Raw genomic sequence first — 20,330 nt, 5'->3', positions numbered from 1 at the left:
GCCGCGACGACTGCCACCGGCAGCACGAGGCAGACGGCCCAGGCAACCAGCCGCACGTCGTGACGCATCTGACGCCTACAGGCCGTACCGCTGGAGTCGGCGGTACAGCGCGCTGCGACTGAGGCCGAGGGCGTGTGCGGCCGCCGACACGTTGCGGTCGCACCGATCGAGCGCCTTGCGGATGAGGAAGGCCTCGACGTCCTCGAGACTCATGTCCTCGAGGCGCGACGCCGCGGCGCCGCGTGTGGTGCGCAGCGCGAGTGCGTCGGCCGTGATCCGCGAGCCATCGACCATGAGCACCGCGCGCTCCACCGCGTGATCCAGTTCGCGGATGTTGCCAGGCCAGCCGTGCGCGAGCAGGGCCTGCAGTGCCGACGAATCGAAGCCGTCGAGCGCCTTCCTGTAGCGCCGTGCGTGACGGAACAGGAACACGGCCGCCAGTTCCGGGATGTCCTCGCGCCGATCCCGCAGCGCCGGCATGTGCACCTCCACGGTGTTGAGTCGGAAGAGGAGGTCCTGTCTGAAGCGCCCGGCCTGGACCTCTGCGTGCAGGTCGGCGTGTGTCGCGCTGATGACGCGTACGTTCGTGCGGCGCGTCCGCGACGACCCGAGTCGCTCGAACTCGCTCGTCTCCAGCACGCGGAGCAGGCGCGGCTGCACGGCCGCCGGCATGTTGGCGATCTCGTCGAGGAAGAGCGTGCCGCCACCCGCGATCTCGAAGCGCCCGATCCGCTCCGTGCGCGCGTCGGTGAAGGCGCCGCGCTCGTGGCCGAACAACTCGCTGTCGACGAGCGTTTCCGACAGGCCACCCGTGTTCACGGTGACGAACGGGGCCTGCGCCCGCGGCGACGCTTCGTGCAGAGCTTGCGCAAGCAACGTCTTACCGGTGCCGTTCTCGCCGGTGATGAGCACGTTCGCGTCTGAAGGCCCCACGCGCGACAGCACCTGGAGGACCGGCTGCATGGCCGGCGCGCGGGCGATGAACGCTGGCGTCGTGGGCGGACGCAGGAGGGCGTTCTCGGCCTCGAGCTGACGCGTCCGCCTGAGCGCGCGTCCGAGTTCGATCTGCGTGCGGAGTACGGCGAGCAGCCGCGAGTTCTCCCAGGGCTTCTGGATGAAGTCGCTCGCACCGCGACGCATGGCCTCGACGGCGAGTTCGACGGTGCTCCACGCCGTCATCACGACGACGGGCAACGTGGCGTCGAGGCGGCGGATCTGCGAGAGCAGGTCGAGCCCCTCGGCGCCCGACGTCGTGTCTCGCGCGTAGTTCAGGTCGATGAGTGCGACGTCGTGTCCGCCCTTGTCGACCGCGGCGAGGATGGCGGCGGGTGAGCGCACGCCATCCACGTCGTACCCTTCCAGCTTGAGCAGCAGGCGCACGGCCTCGATGACGTCGGCCTGATCGTCGGCGACCAGGACGTGAGGGACCGGCACCGCCTCCACGGACGGCGAGGGATGACCGGCGGCGACAGGGGAGCCAGAGGACATCACCGAGGAGTCTACGCCGGACTCCGATCTCCTACACGGGCGCGAGGGCGGCGGCTTCGCCCGCGTGATCCTCGGAGACGATGCGGCCGTCGAAGAGGTGGATCGCGCGGGTGGCGTGCGCGACGTAGCGCGGGTCGTGCGTGACCATGCAGATCGTCGCACCGTCGCGGTGCAGTTCGGCGAGCAGTTGCATCACGAGTTCGCCGTTGTGTGAGTCGAGGTTCCCCGTCGGCTCGTCGGCCAGCAGGATCGACGGCTGCGTCACGACGGCGCGGGCTACCGCGACACGCTGCTGCTGACCGCCGGAGAGCTGGCCGGGAAGGTGGCGGGCGCGATGTCCCATGCCGACGCGTTCGAGGGCCTGCTCGACGCGTTTGCGCCGTTCGCCGCCAGACATGCCCATGTAGGTGAGCGGCAGCTCGACGTTCTCGTAGACGGTGAGGTCGCCGATCAGGTTGAAACTCTGGAAGATGAACCCGATCTCGCGGTTGCGCGTTCGCGCCCGCTCGGCCACCGAGAGGCTCTCGACCGGGCGGTTGTTCAGCCAGTAGTGCCCATCGCTCGGGGTGTCGAGGAGGCCGAGTACCGACAGGAGCGTCGACTTGCCGCAGCCAGACGGGCCGGCAATGGCGACGTACTCGCCGAAGTCGATCGACAGGTGGATGCCATCGAGGGCATGGGTTTCGATCTCGTCGCCTGCGAACACCTTGCGGATGCCTTCGAGCTTGATCAGGGGATGGGACATGGACATCTCTCCGGGACGGGGGCGGGACTGACCTACTTGATCTGCAGGCGATCGACCTGATCCCAGGCCGACATGTCGGAGAGCACGACGCGATCGCCTTCGCGCAGGCCCTCGAGAATCTGGATGTGGCGCACGGAGCCCTTGCCGAGCTTCACCTGCCGCCGCTCGGCCATGCCGTCGGCCGCCACCTGGAAGACGCTGATCGTGCCGCCTTCCTGCCCGTTGGACGGCCGCGCCACGTACAGCACGTCGGCCAGCCGTTCGATCTCGACGATGCCGTCCACCGAGAGGTCGGGGCGCACGCCGCGCGGCAGGTCGCCGGAGAAGCTGATGTCCACCAGCACCGTGCCAGACACGGCGGCCGGATCCACGCGCGAGACGTGTCCCTCGGCGAAGCCGTTGCGCGTGTCGACACGCGCCACCTGACCGATCTGCACGTCGCGGGCCTGTGTTTCCGGCACGCGGACCTGCGCCTTGAGCTGCGCCGGATCGGCCACGCGCGCGACGTTGGTACCCGCGGTCACCTGGCAGCCGACTTCCACCGGTACCGCCTGCAGCACGCCTCGCATGCCCGCGCGGACGTGCAGCTGTCCGAGTTGTGCCTGCTTGAGCGAGAGGAGTGCGCGCATGCGATCCACTTCGGCCTGCTGCTCGGCGAGCTGCGACGGACGCATGCGCGTGCCTACGTCGAGGCGCTTGCGTTCGGCGGCCACCTGCGTCTGCAGGGCCCTGGTCTTTGACGAGGAGCGACGGTGCTGGAGTTCAGAGACCAGTCCATCCTTGAGCAGGACCTCGTCGGCTTCGGCGTCTGCCTTCGCTTCTTCGAAGCTCGCTTCGGTCTGGGCGAGGAGGGCTTCCTGCGCGAGCAGCGACGTGGTCGCGTCTGCGTCGGCGCGGCGGAGACGCGCTTGGGCGGCCGCGAGCTGCAGGCGCGTATCCACCACCTCCTGCTCGAGGCGCGGATTATCCAACTGCAGAATCACATCGTCGGGCTCGACCTGCGCGCCCGGGCGGAGGACGATCCGCGCAACGCGGCCGTCCGTCGATGCGGCGATCCAGGCGGTATCGACCGGCACCAGCGTGCCCGTGCCGCGCACTTCGCGCACGAGTTCGCCACGCTGGACGTTGTCGAACCAGAGCGGCCCGGCGTCGACCGATGGCGCGGCGGGTGCCATCCGCATCACGGCGACGCCGCCCACGAGCATCAGGATCGAGACGAGCGCAGGCACGCGCAGCTTCCGAAGACGGCGTCGACGACGTTCGGTTGGAGAGAGTGGGACGTCTACCACGGCAACCAGTGTGGCAAGAAGCCGGCCACGCGGCGATCGAGCGGTACTCTGGTGAAAAGCGGAACAAATCTCGAACTGACGTGTGCTGGCGTGGCGGTTCAGGGCGCGAGAGCAGTGTCCGCTTGTGGGACGCCGCGTCCCATCCTCAGAAATGCCGGGAATGCAGCGGATGCCGGGAGTGACGGTAGCCGGGTCTCCGCCCCTCGGCCAGCTCACGGCGGCCTGAGCGGAGTCGAAGGCCGAGCCCGGCCTTCAGTGCCGCGGTTTCTCGATGCGAATTTCCGGGCGCGGTGTGCCGTGCCACGTGAAGCGGTAGGTGTTCGCCAGCCGTACGTGCCCGACAACTGCAGGCCGGAAGCAGGCGAGGCAGGTGCCGCCGGCCTTCCTGACACTCGGGTACACGACACCCAGCGAGCCGGTGTGCAGCAGACGCTCGGCAAGCGCCTGTGACGCCTCGTAACTGTCCGGCGCGAGGCACGTTTGGAACGCGCGGGTGGTGCGCAGATCGTGAAAGCTGCCGCTGCAGTCGGCCAGGTAGTCGTCGTACGTGATCGAGTCCTCGAAACGTCCGATCTCGGCCAGCTGCACCGACTTGTGAAAGGCCACTTCTGCCTGCGACATGGCGAGTTCGAACCCCGCATACCACGCGCCGCGGTCGGGACTGCTGAATCGCGCGCCTAGCGGGTGCGCGTGGCAGAACGAGGCATTCACGACAATGGCATTCGGCACGCCGGCGACCAGTTCATCGAGGCCGATGCCGGGCAGCAGGTGCGCGCCGGCGAGCAGGCGGTCGTTCGTGGCGCTATCGAGCTCGAACAGCGCCCGCAGGTGCGCGTCATCGTCTGCGATGTCCACGAGGACGCTGTCGCCCTTCCGGCGATGACACGAGGGCACGAGACGATGCGTGTCGACCTGGCGGACGAGACGAGCCGGCGGGGATGTCATCCCGCGCGACGCGCGTCGAGGAGTCATCTGATGGTCTGCATGGCCGGCAGGCCGCCGCGGCGCATGTAGGCCAGCGGCGTCTCGCCGGCGAAGATGGGGTTCGTGTTGGGGAGGTGCACCCACTGGTCGGCGAGCGCCTCGCCGTGCAGGATGTGGAGGGCCTTGTAGATGCCTACGAGATACGAGACGCGCGTGAGCCGATCGGTGTCGAGCGTGCGATCGGGCTGGCGCTTCATCTCGTAGAACGGGCCGTTGCTGACGCCGCCCAGCAGCACGCGCGCATCCTCGTCGCGCACCTGCCAGCGCGCCATGATGTTGAAGAACCCTCGAAGCGCCGCCCCCGACAACCGCTCGCGCGTATCCCGCGCCGTCAGATCGGGTGCGGTGACGGCCGGGTAGCGGCCGGTCGGATAGGCGAGGGCGGCTTCCATTGTCCCTGTCCCTATGGAATCGCGCCGTTCTCGTCCTCCATCCAGCCGTCGCGCAAGCGGATCGTGCGATGGCCGTAGGCGGCGTTGACGTCCGAGTGCGTGACCTGGACGATCGTCGTGCCGGCCTCGTTCAGTTGGCGGAACAGTTCCATGATCTCGCGGCCCTGATCGCTGTGCAGGTTGCCGGTCGGTTCGTCGGCAAGCAGCACCGACGGCTTGGCGATGATGGCGCGGGCCACGGCCACGAGTTGCTGCTGTCCGCCGCTGAGCTGATTCGGGAAGAGATCCTTCTTGCCGACCATGTGGAAGCGGTCGAGCATGTCGGCTACCAGCGCCTGGCGCTCGGACCGCGGGACGTCGCGATAGGAGAGCGGGATGTCGAGGTTCTCGGCCACGGTGAGGTCGTCGAGCAGGTGGAACTGCTGGAACACGAAGCCGATGTGCCGCTGGTTGAGCGCCGCCCGTTCCCGCGCCGACCTGGCGTGCACCGGCTCTCCCTTCAGGACGTAGCTGCCCGTCCACGCGTGGTCGTAGAGCCCCATGATCGACAACAAGGTGGATTTGCCCGCCCCGCTCGGCCCCATGATCGTGACGAACTCGCCATCCGTGATGTCGAGGTCGATGCGTCGCAGCACCCACGTTTCACCGGCGCGGGTCTTGTACGACTTGGACAGGTTGCGAATCTCGATCATCGGTGCCAATGTGTGCTCCAGGAACTGCGGAACTCAGATAGGTCTTCGAAACGGTTCTACGTATGATGCCCTGAGCCGTGACCGACGACGCTTCCGTGCGCTCCGATGCGCGTATCGACGCCTACCTCGATCACCTGCGCGTCGTGCGTCGCCTGCAGCCACTGTCTGTCGAGAGCTACAGTCGCGACCTGCTGCACCTGGCGCGCTTCGCTGCCGGCAGGGGCACCACGCCTGACGCGTTGACGCTCCACGACCTCGAGGCGTTCGTCCGGCGCTTGATGGCGGAAGGATACTCGCCACGCTCGGTCGCCCGCATGGTGGCCGGTGTGCGAGGGTTCTACAGGCATCTCCTGATCGGACGCGCCATCGCGGCCAACCCGGCGGAAGATTTGCGGCCGCCTCGCGCCTGGCGCGAATTGCCGCGCTACCTGTCGCTCGACGAGGTCGATGCGCTCCTGGCCGCACCGGACCTGACGACACCGAGGGGCAGGCGGGACAGGGCGTTGCTCGACGTGCTGTATGCCACGGGACTTCGCGTCTCCGAGCTCGTGTCGCTCCGCCCGTCTGACGTGAACCTCGATGCCGGCTATCTCACGTGCATCGGCAAGGGCGACAAGCAGCGAATCGTGCCCGTGGGGGAGCAGGCGATCGCGGCACTCGAGGCCTACCTCTCCGACGGCCGCGCGGCCCTCACGAAAGGTCGCTCGTCACCGTGGCTGTTTCCGAGCGGCCGCGGAATCGCGGCGCTCACGCGCGTCGGGTTCTGGAAGTTGTTGAAAGCGTATGCCCTGAAGGCCGGCGTCACGACCGGCGTGTCGCCGCACGTGCTGCGGCATTCCTTCGCCACGCATCTGCTCGATCGCGGTGCGGATCTCCGTGCGATCCAGATGATGCTCGGACACGCCGCGCTCTCCACGACGCAGATCTACACGCACGTGCTCGAAGCCCGCCTCAAGCGTCTCTACGACGCCCACCATCCGCGCAGCTGACGAGGGCAGAAGGAGGACGGACGGGTCACGTGCGGGCGCTGGCGACCAGATAGGTGGCGATGGCGATGAAGAGAATGTTCGGGGCCCAGGCGGCGAGCGGGGGAGCCAGCACACCGGCGCTACCGACGGCGGCAAAGAAGCTCTGGGTGGTCCAGTAGAGGATGGCCAGGGCGATGCCGATGCCGATGCCGAACATCGTGCCCTTGCGTCCGGTGGTGACGCCGAAGGGGATGGCGATGAGCGTCATGATCACGGTGATGAACGGGAACGCGATCTTCCTGTGCAAGGCCACCTGCAGCGGAATGGTGCTGTAGCCGGCCTTCTCCAGTTCGGCGATGTGCGTGCGCAACTGCGGCACCTTGAGGCGCTCGGCGAGGACGGCCTCCGGTTCCTCGACGCCGAAGTACGCCGGCGGATCGAGCGCGATGGTCTGCGTGGGGAAGACCGTGAACTGCGTCACGGCATTCTTGTCGCCGAACGTGCGCTGCCATCCCAGGTCGGCGCGCCATGTCGTGTCGTTCATGTTCGTGGCCACGCGTGCGTACGTGCGACCGACGATGTTCCAGCCCCGCGACCCGAAGGTGTAGACGGTGAAGTCCTCGAGCCGCTGCGCACCGGGGTCGAAACGGCCGTAGTGGTACAACTGGCCATGACTGCCCGCCATCCACTGGCGGCTGGCCAGGCCGTACGTGCGTGCCACGCCGCTGCGGATGAGCGCGCGCAGTTCCTCCGCCCGCCGGTTCGACGCCGCGAGGATGCTCTGCTCCATGCCGAAGAGCACCGCGCTCCAGAGCAACCCGAACAGCAGCATCGGGACCGTGGCGCGATACAGCGACACGCCGCACGCCTGCATGACCGTCAGCTCACTCGTCCTCGTGAGCAGGCCCACGGTGACCAGCGTGCCGACGAGCGCCGCCAGCGCGGTGATGTAGTAGATGTACTGCGGCGTCGAGTACGCGAAGAAGCTCAGGAGCAATCCCCCCGTCGTCCGGCCCTTGAAGAGGTACTCGCTGTAGTCGGTGAAGATGGCGATGTAGAACACCGCCAGCATCCCGAGGAACGTCACGCCGAAGACGCGCAGGTAGATCCGGCTCAGGTAGCGATCGAGGATGTTGAAGGAGGGGAGAATCCCCTGCGGCACCTTGATGACGATCACCACCTGGTTGGCGCCTGGCTTTCGCGCGCGCCCGGCTGTCGTCCAGGCCTCGGCCGCCTTGTCGGGCGTCGTGTCGCCGGCCGGTGCGTCTGCGGCGCTGCGGCGTGAGAACCACGCGGCCACGCGCGCCGGTACCGGGATCCTGATCGACGGGGAGAACTCGTAGCCGCGCGTCTTCAGCACGAGCAGCACCAGCCCCGCCGAGCCGAGGACGATGTTGGGGATCCAGAGGGCGAGGTCGGCGGGCACCTTCTGGCCTTTGGCGAGGGCCTCGCCCATGTACATCAGCACGTAGTACACGAGCACCACGCCGATGCCGATCACGAACCCGGCGTTCTTGCCGTCCTTGCGGTGCGTGATGCCGAGCACGAGCGCAATCAGCCCGAAGACGAGGCAGGCCACCGGAATGGTGTACTTGCGCTGAATCGCCATGATCGGGTTGTGGGCAGACAGCCCTTGACCGCGCAGCTCCGCCGCCTTGGCGCGCAGCTCCGGGATGGTCAGCTCGTTGTCGCCCTTGGCCAGGCTCTGCCGTGGGAACACTGTCTCAGGGTCGAGCTGGACGGTCAGCGACCCGAACTGCTGCAGCTCGTACTGCGCCGGCGTGTCGGTCTGCGAGCGGTGCAGGATGCCGTCTTCGAGGATGAGGTCGACGCGGCGCTGCCCGGGATCCAGGACGAAATGGCCGCTCTCGGCCGTGAGGAGCTGCGGCTCGCCCGGATTGCGGGTGTCTGCGAGGAAGACGCCCTTCCAGCCCCTGGTATTGGGCGGCACGTCACGGACGTACAGGACGAGGTTCGGGAACTCGGTGAAGAACACCCGTGGTTTGACGTCACCCTCGGCCTTGGCCTGGACGATCCGGAAGGTGATGGTCCGGAAGGCCTGATTGGCCCGCGGCATGGCGTCGACCATGATCCAGGCCGTGACGGCCGTGCCGACCAGTGCCATCAGGAGCACGGGTCGCAGGATCCGGTAGAGGCTGACGCCGCACGCCTGCATGGCCACGGCCTCGCGGTCGGCCGACAGTCGTCCGAGCGCCATCAGGAGACCCACGAGGAGGCTGATGGGGATGGTCAGGGCCAGCGACGAGGGCAGGAGCGTCAGGAGGATCTGCCCGATGGTCGGCAGCGTCACGCCCTTGGCGATGAGTCCTTCGGCGACGTCCATGATCGTGGGGATCTGGAGCACGAACGTCAGGATGAGCAGCGTCAGCCCGAACGGCGCGAGGGTCTCACGGATGATGTAGCGATCGAGCGTGCGCAGCATGCGGGTCGTGTCGGCCAGGCCAGCCGACGAGGGCGACCCGTTCAGTCAGACGATCATTCCAGAAGTCGTGGCCGTCGCCAACTGTCGCGGCCGGTGGCGTTAGGGCGAACCACACAACAACATCCACACAGGGCTTCAACAGGCGCAAAGATTAGCTTTATGCCTAGAGTCCGATAATACACATTATGTTAACTTACAGCCAAATCCTTTAGGGCGTCTTCCTCTGTCGGCCTCGTGGCAGAGGTCGGGTCGGCCCTCCGGGCCAGGCCGCCCATTGACTGTCTATTCCCCGGATGTTGGGCCGTCCGGTGTGGCGTGGGATTCGAGGCGTTTGGTCTTGAGGTCGTCGAGGATGCGTTCGAGGGTTTCGATGACCTCGTCTGGCTCGACGGTGGTCTTCTTGAAGCTCAGGGAGAATGCGAACTGTTTGGTGGGCGCCTTGTACGTGAATGTGTACGCACGCGGCCGACCCCTGGCTGGCGCCTTCGGTTTGGCCTGTTCGCGCACTTCCTGTCGGGTCATGCCGCCCTGGCGTGACATCTGCTCGACGAGTACCGCCATTTTCTCTGGGTCACTTTGTCTAACTACCTGTAACAGCAATGACTTGGAGGAAATGTCGGCCAGCCGACAAAGCTGCTTGATCTGGTCGGGCATCTGGTTGAGCGAGAGCGATTCGGTGATCACCGTGCGGCTCTTGCCCAGCTTCTGCGCCAGCTTCTCGTGCGTGTAGCCCGCCTTCTGGCAGAGGGCGTGGAGCGCTTCGGCCTCTTCGAATGCCGTCAGATCCTTGCGCTGAAGGTTCTCGACCAGGGCGATTTCCAGAATGCCCACGTCATCGACGTCGCGGATGACGACAGGGAGTTCCTCGATGCCTGCCCTGACGGCCGCCTGGTAGCGACGCTCCCCCGCCACGATCTGAAACCGTGTCCCGCGCTGTCGGACAACGATGGGCTCGATGAGCCCCTGTTCCTTGACGGAGGCGATGAGCTCCGAGAGGTCGCCCATGACCTGGCGCGGCTGGTTCGGGTTCGGATCGATGTGCTCGATCGGAATCATCCGTCCCACCGGTGCGCCGGCCGAGGCGGTCAGTGTGTCGACGTAGTGTGCGTCGTGACGCATGCGAACGGTTTCAGGGAGCCCTCGCTTAGACACGGCTCAGAACCTCCTCGCTGACGCTGTAGTACTCGGATGCGCCGGACGACTCCGGCGCGAAGCTGAAAATGGCTTCCTTGTACGCCGGGCTCTCCTCGAGCCTGACGCTCTTCGTGATCACGGTCTTGAACACCTTCTGGCCGAACACTTTCTGAATCTGTTCACGGATGTCGCGCGCGAGGCTGGTTCGACGGTCGTGCATGGTAATCAGCACGCCGAGCACCTGTAGCGACGGATTGGCGCGAACCTGCACCTTCCCCACCGTTTCGAGCAGGTCGTCCGTACCTTCCAGCGCGAAGTATGACGACTGGATGGGGACCACGAGATGCGTGGCCGCGACGAGTGCATTGACGGTGAGGAGCCCCAGGGTCGGCGGGCAGTCGATGACGATGTAGGGGAACTGCGATTCGAGTGGTGCGAGCTTTTCCTTGAGGCGGAAGTGGGCATCGAGCTCGCCGACCAGCTTGGCCTCCAGCTTCGCCAGAGCGATGCGGGCCGGGGCGAGGCTGAGGTGCGGTTGGTTTGTTGGCGTGATGATCGACGGCAGCGTGACGCCGCCCTCGCCTGTCATCGCCTCGTACATGCTCGCGCCCACAGCCGTCATGTCGAGGAACGACATCGTACTGTTGGCCTGCGGATCGAGGTCCACGAGCAGGGTCGGCCGTCCGCGCAGAGACAGTGCCGCTGCCAGGTTGATCGCGGTCGTGGTCTTCCCCACGCCGCCCTTCTGATTGGCGATGGCCAGAATCATCGGTCGTTCGTCGTGCCCACGGGCATTCTACGGGAAGGCGGTGCGATCACATCTTGTACTGGCCCATGTCGTCGGGATCGAGGCTCTCCAGCCAGTGCTGGAGGCGTTCGGTCTCCTGGGACGTTGGTGCGGCCAGAGGCTTGGCGTCGGCCAGGACGTGCTCGGCGACGTAGACGGGGGCTCTGGAACGGAGCGCCAGGGCGAGCGCGTCTGATGGTCTGGCGTCGACGGCGACGGTGTCACCGTGCAGCGTGACGTAGACGTGCGCGAAGAATGTCCCTTCCTTGACGTCCGTGATGTGGATTTCCGATACCGCGCCCCCCAGGGCTTCGATGATGTGGCGCAGGAGATCGTGCGTCATCGGTCGCGCCGAGTGGCTGTTCTCCAGTTGCAGCGCCACGGCGTGTGCCTCGAACATGCCGATCCAGATGGGGAGTGTGCGCTCCCCCGCGTGATCGCGCAAGACGACGATCGGCATGTTGGTGACGGGGTCCATCATGAGCCCCTTGATCAGCATCGGGATGGGCATCAGTCCTCCACCGCGACGATCTCGCCGCGGACGCTGTTCGGGCCGGCGTCGGTGATCCTGACCTGCGCGAATCTGCCGAGCCACGCGGGATCACCAGGGAAATTGACGACCGTGTTGCCACCGGTGCGGCCAGACAGTTCGTGATCGCGGCGCCGGCTCGTGGCGTCGACGAGCACCTGCTGCACGCTGCCGACGGCCCGCCTGTGCAGCGCGCCCTGGATCTCCCGCTGCAGCGCCTGCAATTGGACGATGCGGCGCGTCTTCTCGACCTCCGGCACATCGTCTGGCATGCGCTTGATGGCCAGCGTACGCGGGCGCGGCGAGTACTTGAAGCTGAACATGCTGTGGTACTGCGCTGTGGCCGTCAGCGTGAGCGTATCCTCGAAGTCGGCGGTCGTCTCGCCCGGGAAGCCGACGATCATGTCTGTCGACAACTGGATGTCTGGGACGACTTCGCGGGCCTCCTGGATGATTTCGAGGTAGCGCTCGCGGGAATACCGCCGTCGCATCGCAGCCAGAATGCGCGTGGAGCCCGATTGGACTGGCAGGTGCAGGTGCCGGCAAACCTTCGGCAGCGTGCGGTATGCCTCGAGCAGACGAGGCGTCACGTGGCGCGGATGAGGGCTCGCGAAACGGATCCGCTCGATGCCGGGTACCTCGTGCACGCGCTCCAGCAAACCCGCGAAATCGCACGTGGCATCGTCTGGAGCCTGGTAGTGGTTCACGATCTGCCCGAGGAGCTGTACTTCCCTGTGCCCGCGAGCGGCGGCTTCCCTGACTTCGGCCAGGATCTCGGCCGACGGTCGCATGCGTTCGTGGCCGCGCGTGTACGGCACGACACAGAATGCGCAGAACTCGTTGCAGCCTTCGATGATGTTCACGTAGGCCTTGATCGCATCGGTGCGACGCGCGATGCCAAGCGGAAACGACACGTCTTCGTGGGGATTGATATCGACGTGCGGGCCGACATCCGTCTCGTCCAGCGCGCGCGTGACGAGCATCGGCAGCTGCTTCACACGCTGCGTGCCAACGACGACGTCGATCAACTTCGAGCGTTTCAGGAGTGCCGCACCTTCCTGCTGCGCGACGCATCCCGTGACGGCGATCACGGGCTGATTGCCCACGGCCTGTGCGGCTTCACGGAATTCGCCCAGGCGCGTGAACAGCTTCTCCTCCGCACGTTCGCGGACGCTGCAAGTGTTGATGACGATGACGTCGGCGTCGGCCGGGTCGGCGGTCGCTTCGAATCCGGCGGATTCGAGCAGGCCGGCGAGCCGTTCGCCGTCGTGCATGTTCATCTGACAGCCGTACGCTTCAACCAGATACTTTCGAGCCACGTCCCTTGCCCTTGTGACGCTCGTCGCGCCCCGCACTTTCGCTTTCGCCTTTTGCCGCGGCTTCGCTTTCGCCTCGGCCACTTTCGCCTTTCGCCTCGGTCGTGCGGACCCGCGTCGAAGTTGGCGTCTTGGCGTGCAGCAGGGATCTGGCACCCTCGAGCATCGGTGCCGACGTATCCCCCGCCATCATCCGCGCCAGCTCCTGCACGCGGCCTTCCCCGTCGAGGGGCCCGGCCGTCGTGGTCGTACGGCCGCCACTCACATGCTTGCTGATGTGGATGTGGGCGTCGGCGTGCGCGGCCACCTGCGCCAGGTGCGTGACGCACAGCACCTGGGCGTGCGCCGCCAGCGCGTGCAGCCTGGCACCGACAGTGTCTGCCACTCGCCCACCGATTCCCGCGTCCACCTCGTCGAAGATGAGGGTGCGGCCGGTTCGCTCCGGCGTATCGAGCACCTTCACCGCGAGCATCACTCGAGACAACTCGCCGCCCGAGGCCACGCGCGCCAGTGGTCGCGGCGCCTCGCCGGGGTTGGCCGACAACAGGAGCTCGGCGCTGTCGAACCCGAACGCCGTCCACTGGTCCTGACCGACGCCGAGGAGATCTCCCGCGGCGGAGTCGAATGGCTCGAATCTGAACGTCACCTCGGCGTGCGGCATCGCGAGGCCGGCCAGTTCGGCGCGGAGCCGTTCGGCGAAGGGCGCGGCGGCCGTCCGACGGGCGAGCGAGAGCGCGCCAGCCTTTTCGCGGTACACCCGCGCGGCCTCATCCGCGGCAGCCTCCAGGCGGGCGACCTGCCCCTCCGGCTGCTGCAGCGTGGCGAGTTGCTCGCGAAGCATCGTCTGATGTCTGCCGACGTCCGAAAGCGTCGGGCCGTACTTGCGCTTCAACCGCTCCAGGAGCGCCAGTCGATCCTCGACCTCCTGCAGGCGCTCCGGCGATGCCTCGATGCCGGACACGTAGTCGCGCAGGAAGTAGGCCAAATCGTCGAGCTGCGCTTTCACCACGTCGCGCTGCACGGCGTACGGCTGTGCAGCGGGATCGACGTGCGCCAGTTCATCGAGGCGCTTCCAGACCGTCGCAAGCATCTGGAGTGCGGCGTGTTCGTCCTCGTACAGCGCCTGGTAGGCCTCCTGCCCCAAACGCTGGAGCCGCCCGGCGTTGGCCAGCACCTGTCTGGTGGCCGCGAGTTGTTCGTCCTCGCCGGCAAGCGGCGACACCTTGTCGATTTCTCCGAGCTGGAACGACAGGAGTTCGATCCGCGCCGCGCGTTCGCGGGCGTCCAGCTGCGTGGCCGCCAGTGCCTCCCGGGCGGCCGTCCACGTGACATGCGCGTCGCGCACCTCGGCACGGAGCGGCGCCAGTCCCGCCACGCGATCCAGGAGGTCGAGGTGCGTCTCCGGGAGTTGGAGTGTCTGATGTTCGTGTTGACCGTGGAGATCCACCCACGCCGTCATCCGATCTCGTAACGTCGCCGCGGTGACAAGCACGTCGTCGATGAACGCGCGCGACCGCCCTTCGGCAGACACTTCCCGCCTGACGATGACCTCCCGGCCGTCGGGCGTGGCGACGATCGCCTGAACGGTGGCGGTGGCGGCGCCGGTCCGGACCATGTCGGCAGACGCGCGCCCGCCGAGCAGCAGGCCGATTCCCTCGACGAGCACCGACTTGCCGGCTCCTGTCTCGCCGGTGAGGACGGTGAGACCCTCGTCAAGCGAGAGGTCGAGCGCGTCGATCACCGCGAGTTGGCGGATGCTGAGGTAGCGGATCATGAGCGGGGTGCCGCGGGCGTGCCGGTCGAGCCGACAGCCGCGTCGAATGACCAGAACTGCCACGATATCATGGAGTTGACCGAATTTTCGTGTGCGTGGTACGCTTCCATGTTCGCGCCTTCCCAGCGGCGCACTGATCATGCATAGCGGAGGCCTGTTTGCAGACGCTCTGGGTGTGCGCTCTTGCCCTGCAAGAGCTTGCCGGACCCGCGGCGGAGACCGCGGAGACGGCGACTGACGTCATCTCACTCGTCACACGGACAGGGCTCTTCGAGCAGCTCGTCCTCGCCCTTCTCGTCCTCTTCTCCGTTCTTTCGTGGGGCATCGTCGCGTACAAGACGCTGGCGTTCCGGAAGGCCGAGGCGCAGACGCGGCAATTCCTCGACGTGTTCCGGCGCAGCAGCAAGTTCTCCGAGGTGCAGGCCGTGTGCCGCTCCCTCGGCGACAGTCCGCTCGTCGGTCTGTTCCAGGCGGGCTACGGCGAGCTGAACACGCAGCTGCGTGGCGCGACCGGTGACAAGCCGGCAGCTGGGGGCGCACGTCCAACGCTCAAGAGTCTCGAGGCCGTGGACCGCGCACTCCTGCGCGCCAGCGGCTCCGAGCTGGCCAAGCTCGAGGCGCGTGTGGGATTCCTGGCGACCACGGCGAGCATCACGCCGTACATCGGCCTGTTCGGGACGGTCTGGGGCATCATGACGGCGTTCCAGGCGATTGGTGCCGTGGGCTCGTCGAGCCTTGGCGTGGTGGCTCCCGGCATCGCCTCGGCGCTCATCGCGACGGCCGCCGGCCTGTTCGCAGCCATTCCCGCCGTGTACTTCTACAACCATTTCACGGCCAAGGTGCGCGGGTTCGCTTCGGCGATGGAGGACTTCTCGCTGGAGTTCCTCAACATCTCCGAGCGCAACTTCACCTAGGCCACGTTCCCGGACACGACCATGCCCAAGGTACAGGCAACAGGCGGTGGCGGGGGACGCGGACGACGAGGACGGATGGTGGCGGCGACGGCGCTGGCCGAGATCAACGTCGTCCCGCTCGTCGACGTGATGCTGGTGCTGCTCATCATCTTCATGGTGGCGGCGCCGATGATGACGCGCGGTCTCGACGTCAACCTGCCCGTCGCGCAGCGATCGCAAACCCTCAGCAACGAGCGCGTGTTCGTCACGATTCCCCTGTCGTTTGGCAAGGACCGGCGCGTGCAGCTCGACGAGGAGTTCATCCGCGTCGACGTGCTCGGCGAACGGATGCGGCAGACACTGCAGGGCAAGAGTGACAAGAGCGTCTATCTGCGCGCTGACGGTGCCGTCACCGTCCAGGAGACGATGACGGTCATGGACGCGCTGAAATCGGCTGGCGTCGAGAAGGTGGGCCTCGTGTCGCGCCTCCCGGGGGAGCGGTAGCGGACGTGGCCTCCCCTGCCCCGACGTACGCCCTCGCTGATGGCGCCTTCGCCGATCGGCCGACAACCGACGGCTTCGGCCGCATGATCGCGTTGTCGCTCGTCGCGCACGGACTCCTGATCCTCGCCGTCGTGCTGACGCCCTCGTCGTGGCGCACCCGCGACGTCGACGAGCGCGAGGTGATGACGATCAGCCTCGGCGGCGCGCCGGGACCGCGCGCGGGTGGACTGACGTCGATGTCCGGTCGTCCGGTGCAGCAGGCCGTCGAACCGAAGCCCGACGAGAAGCCGTCGCCCGTCACGCCGCCGGCCGCCAAGCCACCCGAGATGGTCGAGCCCACCAAGGCGGCGCCTCGTCCGACGCCCGCGCGTCCTCCGGCAGTGGTGCCTCCCGCCACCACCGACCAGGCACGCGCACGCACGCCGAGTACAGGCGCGCGAGTGAGCGAAGGTCAGGCGAAGGCCGACACCGGCGTCGTGAGCGACAGCATCGGGTTGTCCACCGGCGGTGGAGGCTCGGGCGGCCAGATCAACCTCGGCAACTTCTGCTGTCCCGCGTACGTCGCAGAGATGCTGCAGATCGTTCACCGCAACTTCCGTCAGAACCAGGGGACGCGCGGCAGTACCGTCATGCGCTTCGTCATCGATCGTCAGGGCACGCTGAGCAACGTGTCGGTGGCGCGGACGAGCGGGAATTTCCTGCTCGATCAGGCGGCCACGCGTGCGTTGATGCTGACCAAACTGCCCTCGCTCCCGGCCGAGTACACCAACCCCACGCTTACGGTGAACCTGGAGTTCAACTTCATCCCATGATTCGAGCCCCACGCACTCTCGTGATGGCGGGCCTCGGGGCCCTCGCTTCCACCGCGCTGATGGTTGCCGCACCGCAGGGCCGCCAGGTGCCGGCGTCGCAGCAGCCGCCCCCGACCGCTCCTCCGGCGTCGCAGCAGCCTGCCACGCCGCCGACGCAGCAGCCCACCGAGATCAGCACGGGGTTCGTGGTTGGCGGCGGTGCCGCGCCGAAGCTCGCCGTGCCGAACTTCATCGCGGGCTCCGCCGATCTCAAGGCGCCTGCGGATCTGATCGGCCAGGTGCTCTGGGACGATCTGCGGTTCGAGCGTGAGTATGACCTCATCCCGCGCGCGAGCTACTCGGCTATCACGCCGGCAACCTCCTTCGAGACGGTGAACTTCGGGCAGTGGAAGGAACTGGGCGTCGACTTTGTCGTGATCGGCGCGGTCCGGCAGAACGCCTCGAGCCTGACGGTGCAGGTGCGCATGTTCGACGTGGCCATGCAGCGAAGCGCGTGGGCCAAGGAGTACACCGCGTCTGCCAGCAATCCACGATCGTTCGCCCACACGATCGCGGATGAACTGCACATGGACACGCGCAAGCTGGCGGGCGTGGCGCGTACGAAGCTGGCTTTCGCCAGCGATCGCGACGGCGAGAAGACGCGCGGTCCCATCGACCAGCGCAACATCAAGGAGATCTACATCTCCGACTACGACGGCGAGAACCAGCGCCGCGTGACGGTCAACCGCTCGCTCGCGATCAATCCGAGTTGGTCGCTCGACGGCCGTGCGATTGCCTACACGTCCTATCGCCGCGGGTACCCCGACGTCTACGTGTCGTACATCTATCAGGGCAAGATGGACCAGCCGGCGGGCGGCACCGAGACCATCCACAACTTCCTGCCGGCGTTCTCGCCCGACGGGAATCGCATCGCGTTCATGACCAATCGCGACGGCAACATGGAGATCTACACGGTCAATCGCGACGGGTCGAACCTGCGGCGCGTGACGCGCCATCAGGGGAACGATTCGACGCCGACGTGGTCGCCGGCGGGCAACCAGATCGCCTTCACGTCAGACAGGTCGGGCCGGCCGCAGATCTACATCGTCGACGCAGACGGGATGGGGCAGCCGCGACGCATCACGAGCGAGACGTGGGCCGACCGTGCGACGTGGTCGCCGGCGCCCTACAACGAGATCGCGTACGCCGGCCAGACGGGGCCGGGTTTCGACATCAAGATCTTCAACCTCGAACAGGGGCAGATCCGCACCATCACCGATGGTACGGGCAGCAACGAGAGTCCCTCCTGGGCTCCGAACGGCCGTCACCTCGCGTTTGCATCCACGCGCGCGGGGCGGTCCCAGATTTTCACCATCGCCCGCGACGGCAGGGACCTGCGTCCGGTTACCCGGTCGGGCAACAACGTGCAGCCCAGCTGGTCGCGCTGAACCAGGTTCCGCGCTCGAAGGAGACGTCTCGCATGTCCGCTCGCCTCGTCCGACTCGTTGCCCTGATCCTGGTGGTCGTTGCCACCGCGTCCGCGTGCAGCCGCAAGAAGCCTCCCGTCGCCCGGCCGACTCCCCCGCCGCCGTCGACAGGCGTGCAGACGGGCAACGTCCCGCCTCCGCCGCCGGAGCCCATTGCCGAGCCCGAACCGCCCGTTGCGTCGGTGCCGTTCGAGCCTGGGATCTCGGGCACATCGGTGGACTACAACGCGCGGTCGCTCGACGAATTGAACCGCGAGAGCCCGCTGCAGCCGGTGTTCTTCCTGCTCGACAGCGCCGACATGGCTGGCGAGACACAGGCCACGCTCCAGAAGAATGCCGACATCCTCAAGCAGTATCCGAGCTGGGTCGTCACGATCGAAGGGCATTGCGACGAGCGCGGCACGGCCGAGTACAATCTGGCTCTCGGCGAACGCCGTGCGCAGACGGCCCGTGCGTATCTGATTTCTCTCGGGATCCCGGCCAACCGCCTCAAGACGGTGTCATACGGCAAGGAGTTCCCGTTCGATCCAGGTTCGAACGAAGAGGCGTGGGCGAAGAACCGTCGCGCGCACTTCGTGGTCACCAGCAAGTAAGGACGTACACCCATGACGCGCATCGTGATCGGCGCCCTGACGGGCGCCCTGCTCGTGGGCCTCGCGCAGCCGGCCCGCGCCGCCAACCGCGAGCACCAGCAGTTGATGGCCGACATCCGCATGCTGCAGGAGCAGTCGCAGCAACTGCAGCTCGTGCTCGTGTCCCTGGCCGACACGTTGAAGAGCCTCAACGCGAAGCTCGACGACCAGGCCAACACCACGCGCAAGCAGTTCGCGGATCAGAAGCTGCTCATCGACAACCTCGGGAGCGATCTGCGCGTCGTGCGTGAGCGGCTCGACGAGAACAACACGCGCGTCAACACGATCGGACAGGAACTCACGTCGCTGCGCGAGGCGGTCAACACGCTGCCGTCGCAACTGCAGCCCGCCGTCACGATGATTCCCGGTCCTGACGGGACGATGATCCCGGCGCCGCAGCCGGCGGGCACGGGCGCGCCGCTGACGGGGACACCCGGCGTGGCAACCCCGGGAGGGCCGACGGGACCGGCAGGCGGATTGTCGCCGCAGCGCATGCTCGACACGGCGCAGGCCGACTACGCGGCCGGTCAGTGGCCGCTGGCGATCTCCGGCTTCGAGCAGTTCATCCGCACCTTCCCCACGCACGACAGGGCGGATGACGCGCAGTTCTACATCGGCGAGTCGTACCAGCTCGATGGCAAGTTCAAGGAAGCGGTGGCGGCGTACGAGAAGGTCATCGCCGACTATCCGTCTGGCGATCGCGTGCCGCAGGCGCTGTACAAGCGCGGCGTGGCGCTGAGCCTGCTCGGCGAGAACGACCGCGCGCGCGAGAGCTTCCAGCAGGTGATCAGGAATTACCCGCAGAGCGAGGTGGCCGTCCTCGCCAAGCAGGTACTCGATGGCTTGAACCGCCGGCCGCGGTAAGACAGGGGGCAGGGGACCGGGGTTGCCCGGCCCGCCTCACAGGGCCGCGAACAGACTGTACCCTGGCGGGGGCGTCGGGGCGTGACGGACCCGGGATGCCCGGGTGGAGAGAGCAGGAAGCGTATGGGAAGCGTCAACAAGGCCATTCTCGTGGGAAACCTCGGACGGGACGCCGAACTGAAGTTCACCGGCAACGGGTTCGCGATCGCGCGGTTCAGCATCGCGACCACCGACAGGCGCAAGGACAGCAAGACCGGTGACTGGGTCGAGAAGACCGAATGGCATCGCATCGTCCTGCTGGGCAAGCAGGCCGAGTCGCTGCAGGACTACCTGAAGAAGGGCAAACAAATCTACGTCGAAGGTCGCATCGAGACGCGCTCCTGGGACGACAAGGACGGTCAGAAGCGATACACCACCGAAATCGTGGCCGATCGTATCCAGTTGCTGGGAAGCGGCGGCGGTGGACGTGGCGGTGGCGGCAGCCGCGGCGAGGACGACTACGACTACGGTGGTGGCTCGAGCTCGTCGAGCGGCAGCAGCAGCGGCGGCGGCGGTGGCTTCGACCCCGCGGGCGGCGAGGGCGACGACGACATTCCGTTCTAGGAATGCCGAATGCCG

General features: G+C 66.9%; 20 protein-coding genes. 8 read left to right on the top strand and 12 right to left on the bottom strand.

All coding sequences use genetic code 11. The features are described from left to right. Window positions 1–75 precede the first annotated feature (75 nt). The 6 genes from IT182_04355 to IT182_04330 form a co-directional block, all read right to left on the bottom strand. On the bottom strand, window positions 76–1,488 hold the full coding sequence (locus tag IT182_04355; protein MCC6162565.1) for a sigma-54-dependent Fis family transcriptional regulator: 1,413 nt from the start codon (window positions 1,486–1,488) through the stop codon (window positions 76–78). 31 nt (window positions 1,489–1,519) lie between these two features. Then, complete coding sequence (locus tag IT182_04350) at window positions 1,520–2,239, bottom strand: ABC transporter ATP-binding protein (GenBank protein MCC6162564.1); 720 nt, start codon at window positions 2,237–2,239, stop codon at window positions 1,520–1,522. Window positions 2,240–2,265: 26 nt separating this feature from the next. Next, the gene (locus IT182_04345) at window positions 2,266–3,462 is read right to left on the bottom strand and encodes an HlyD family efflux transporter periplasmic adaptor subunit (GenBank protein ID MCC6162563.1); all 1,197 of its coding nucleotides are present in this window, start codon (window positions 3,460–3,462) and stop codon (window positions 2,266–2,268) included. 312 nt (window positions 3,463–3,774) lie between these two features. Then, window positions 3,775–4,467 carry an RES family NAD+ phosphorylase gene (locus IT182_04340; protein MCC6162562.1) on the bottom strand — a complete coding sequence of 231 codons (693 nt, stop codon included), beginning with the start codon at window positions 4,465–4,467 and terminating at the stop codon, window positions 3,775–3,777. A 23-nt stretch (window positions 4,468–4,490) separates the two neighbouring features. Further along, the gene (locus tag IT182_04335) at window positions 4,491–4,898 is read right to left on the bottom strand and encodes a DUF2384 domain-containing protein (GenBank protein MCC6162561.1); all 408 of its coding nucleotides are present in this window, start codon (window positions 4,896–4,898) and stop codon (window positions 4,491–4,493) included. A gap of 11 nt (window positions 4,899–4,909) precedes the next feature. Further along, a complete protein-coding gene (locus IT182_04330; GenBank protein ID MCC6162560.1) occupies window positions 4,910–5,590 on the bottom strand; it encodes an ABC transporter ATP-binding protein in 681 nt (226 codons plus the stop codon). A 113-nt stretch (window positions 5,591–5,703) separates the two neighbouring features. On the opposite strand from IT182_04330, the gene xerD reads away from it, so the two are divergent. Further along, window positions 5,704–6,579: a site-specific tyrosine recombinase XerD gene (gene xerD / locus IT182_04325; protein MCC6162559.1), complete on the top strand. Its 876-nt coding sequence runs from the start codon at window positions 5,704–5,706 to the stop codon at window positions 6,577–6,579. A 25-nt stretch (window positions 6,580–6,604) separates the two neighbouring features. Here xerD and IT182_04320 read toward each other — a convergent pair whose 3' ends face one another. The 6 genes from IT182_04320 to recN all read right to left on the bottom strand — a co-directional run bounded on the left by IT182_04320 (window position 6,605) and on the right by recN (window position 14,541). After that, the gene (locus tag IT182_04320; protein ID MCC6162558.1) at window positions 6,605–9,001 is read right to left on the bottom strand and encodes an LptF/LptG family permease; all 2,397 of its coding nucleotides are present in this window, start codon (window positions 8,999–9,001) and stop codon (window positions 6,605–6,607) included. A gap of 282 nt (window positions 9,002–9,283) precedes the next feature. Next, window positions 9,284–10,120 carry a ParB/RepB/Spo0J family partition protein gene (locus IT182_04315; GenBank protein ID MCC6162557.1) on the bottom strand — a complete coding sequence of 279 codons (837 nt, stop codon included), beginning with the start codon at window positions 10,118–10,120 and terminating at the stop codon, window positions 9,284–9,286. Between the two features lie 25 nt (window positions 10,121–10,145). After that, a complete protein-coding gene (locus IT182_04310; GenBank protein MCC6162556.1) occupies window positions 10,146–10,904 on the bottom strand; it encodes a ParA family protein in 759 nt (252 codons plus the stop codon). Between the two features lie 46 nt (window positions 10,905–10,950). Further along, window positions 10,951–11,433, bottom strand: coding sequence for a bifunctional nuclease family protein (locus IT182_04305; protein ID MCC6162555.1), 483 nt, complete (start codon window positions 11,431–11,433; stop codon window positions 10,951–10,953). Beyond that, window positions 11,433–12,731, bottom strand: coding sequence for a tRNA (N6-isopentenyl adenosine(37)-C2)-methylthiotransferase MiaB (gene miaB, locus IT182_04300; protein MCC6162554.1), 1,299 nt, complete (start codon window positions 12,729–12,731; stop codon window positions 11,433–11,435). Before miaB ends, IT182_04305 begins: the two co-directional genes overlap by 1 nt. Before the next feature lie 16 nt (window positions 12,732–12,747). Continuing rightward, complete coding sequence (recN, locus tag IT182_04295) at window positions 12,748–14,541, bottom strand: DNA repair protein RecN (GenBank protein ID MCC6162553.1); 1,794 nt, start codon at window positions 14,539–14,541, stop codon at window positions 12,748–12,750. Window positions 14,542–14,783: 242 nt separating this feature from the next. Here recN and IT182_04290 point away from each other — a divergent pair, with 242 nt between their 5' ends. From IT182_04290 to IT182_04260, 7 genes are all read left to right on the top strand, one after another. Then, a complete protein-coding gene (locus IT182_04290) occupies window positions 14,784–15,455 on the top strand; it encodes a MotA/TolQ/ExbB proton channel family protein (protein MCC6162552.1) in 672 nt (223 codons plus the stop codon). A gap of 21 nt (window positions 15,456–15,476) precedes the next feature. Then, complete coding sequence (locus IT182_04285; GenBank protein MCC6162551.1) at window positions 15,477–15,938, top strand: biopolymer transporter ExbD; 462 nt, start codon at window positions 15,477–15,479, stop codon at window positions 15,936–15,938. Window positions 15,939–15,943: 5 nt separating this feature from the next. Then, window positions 15,944–16,750 (top strand): TonB family protein, encoded by an 807-nt coding sequence (locus IT182_04280; GenBank protein ID MCC6162550.1) that lies wholly within the window; start codon window positions 15,944–15,946, stop codon window positions 16,748–16,750. Continuing rightward, entirely contained in the window at window positions 16,747–18,177 is a 1,431-nt protein-coding gene (locus tag IT182_04275; protein ID MCC6162549.1) for a PD40 domain-containing protein, read from the top strand. Before IT182_04280 ends, IT182_04275 begins: the two co-directional genes overlap by 4 nt. Window positions 18,178–18,209: 32 nt before the next feature. After that, window positions 18,210–18,809 (top strand): peptidoglycan-associated lipoprotein Pal, encoded by a 600-nt coding sequence (gene pal, locus IT182_04270; protein MCC6162548.1) that lies wholly within the window; start codon window positions 18,210–18,212, stop codon window positions 18,807–18,809. A 12-nt stretch (window positions 18,810–18,821) separates the two neighbouring features. Further along, window positions 18,822–19,712 (top strand): tol-pal system protein YbgF, encoded by an 891-nt coding sequence (gene ybgF / locus IT182_04265; protein ID MCC6162547.1) that lies wholly within the window; start codon window positions 18,822–18,824, stop codon window positions 19,710–19,712. Between the two features lie 123 nt (window positions 19,713–19,835). Further along, window positions 19,836–20,315 (top strand): single-stranded DNA-binding protein, encoded by a 480-nt coding sequence (locus IT182_04260; GenBank protein MCC6162546.1) that lies wholly within the window; start codon window positions 19,836–19,838, stop codon window positions 20,313–20,315. Window positions 20,316–20,330: the final 15 nt, after the last annotated feature.

This window comes from Acidobacteriota bacterium (assembly GCA_020845575.1).
Classification (GTDB): Bacteria; Acidobacteriota; Vicinamibacteria; order Vicinamibacterales; family Vicinamibacteraceae; genus Luteitalea.
The sequence above is the reverse complement of the archived record's forward strand: the minus strand, read 5'-3'. Positions and strand labels throughout refer to the sequence as shown.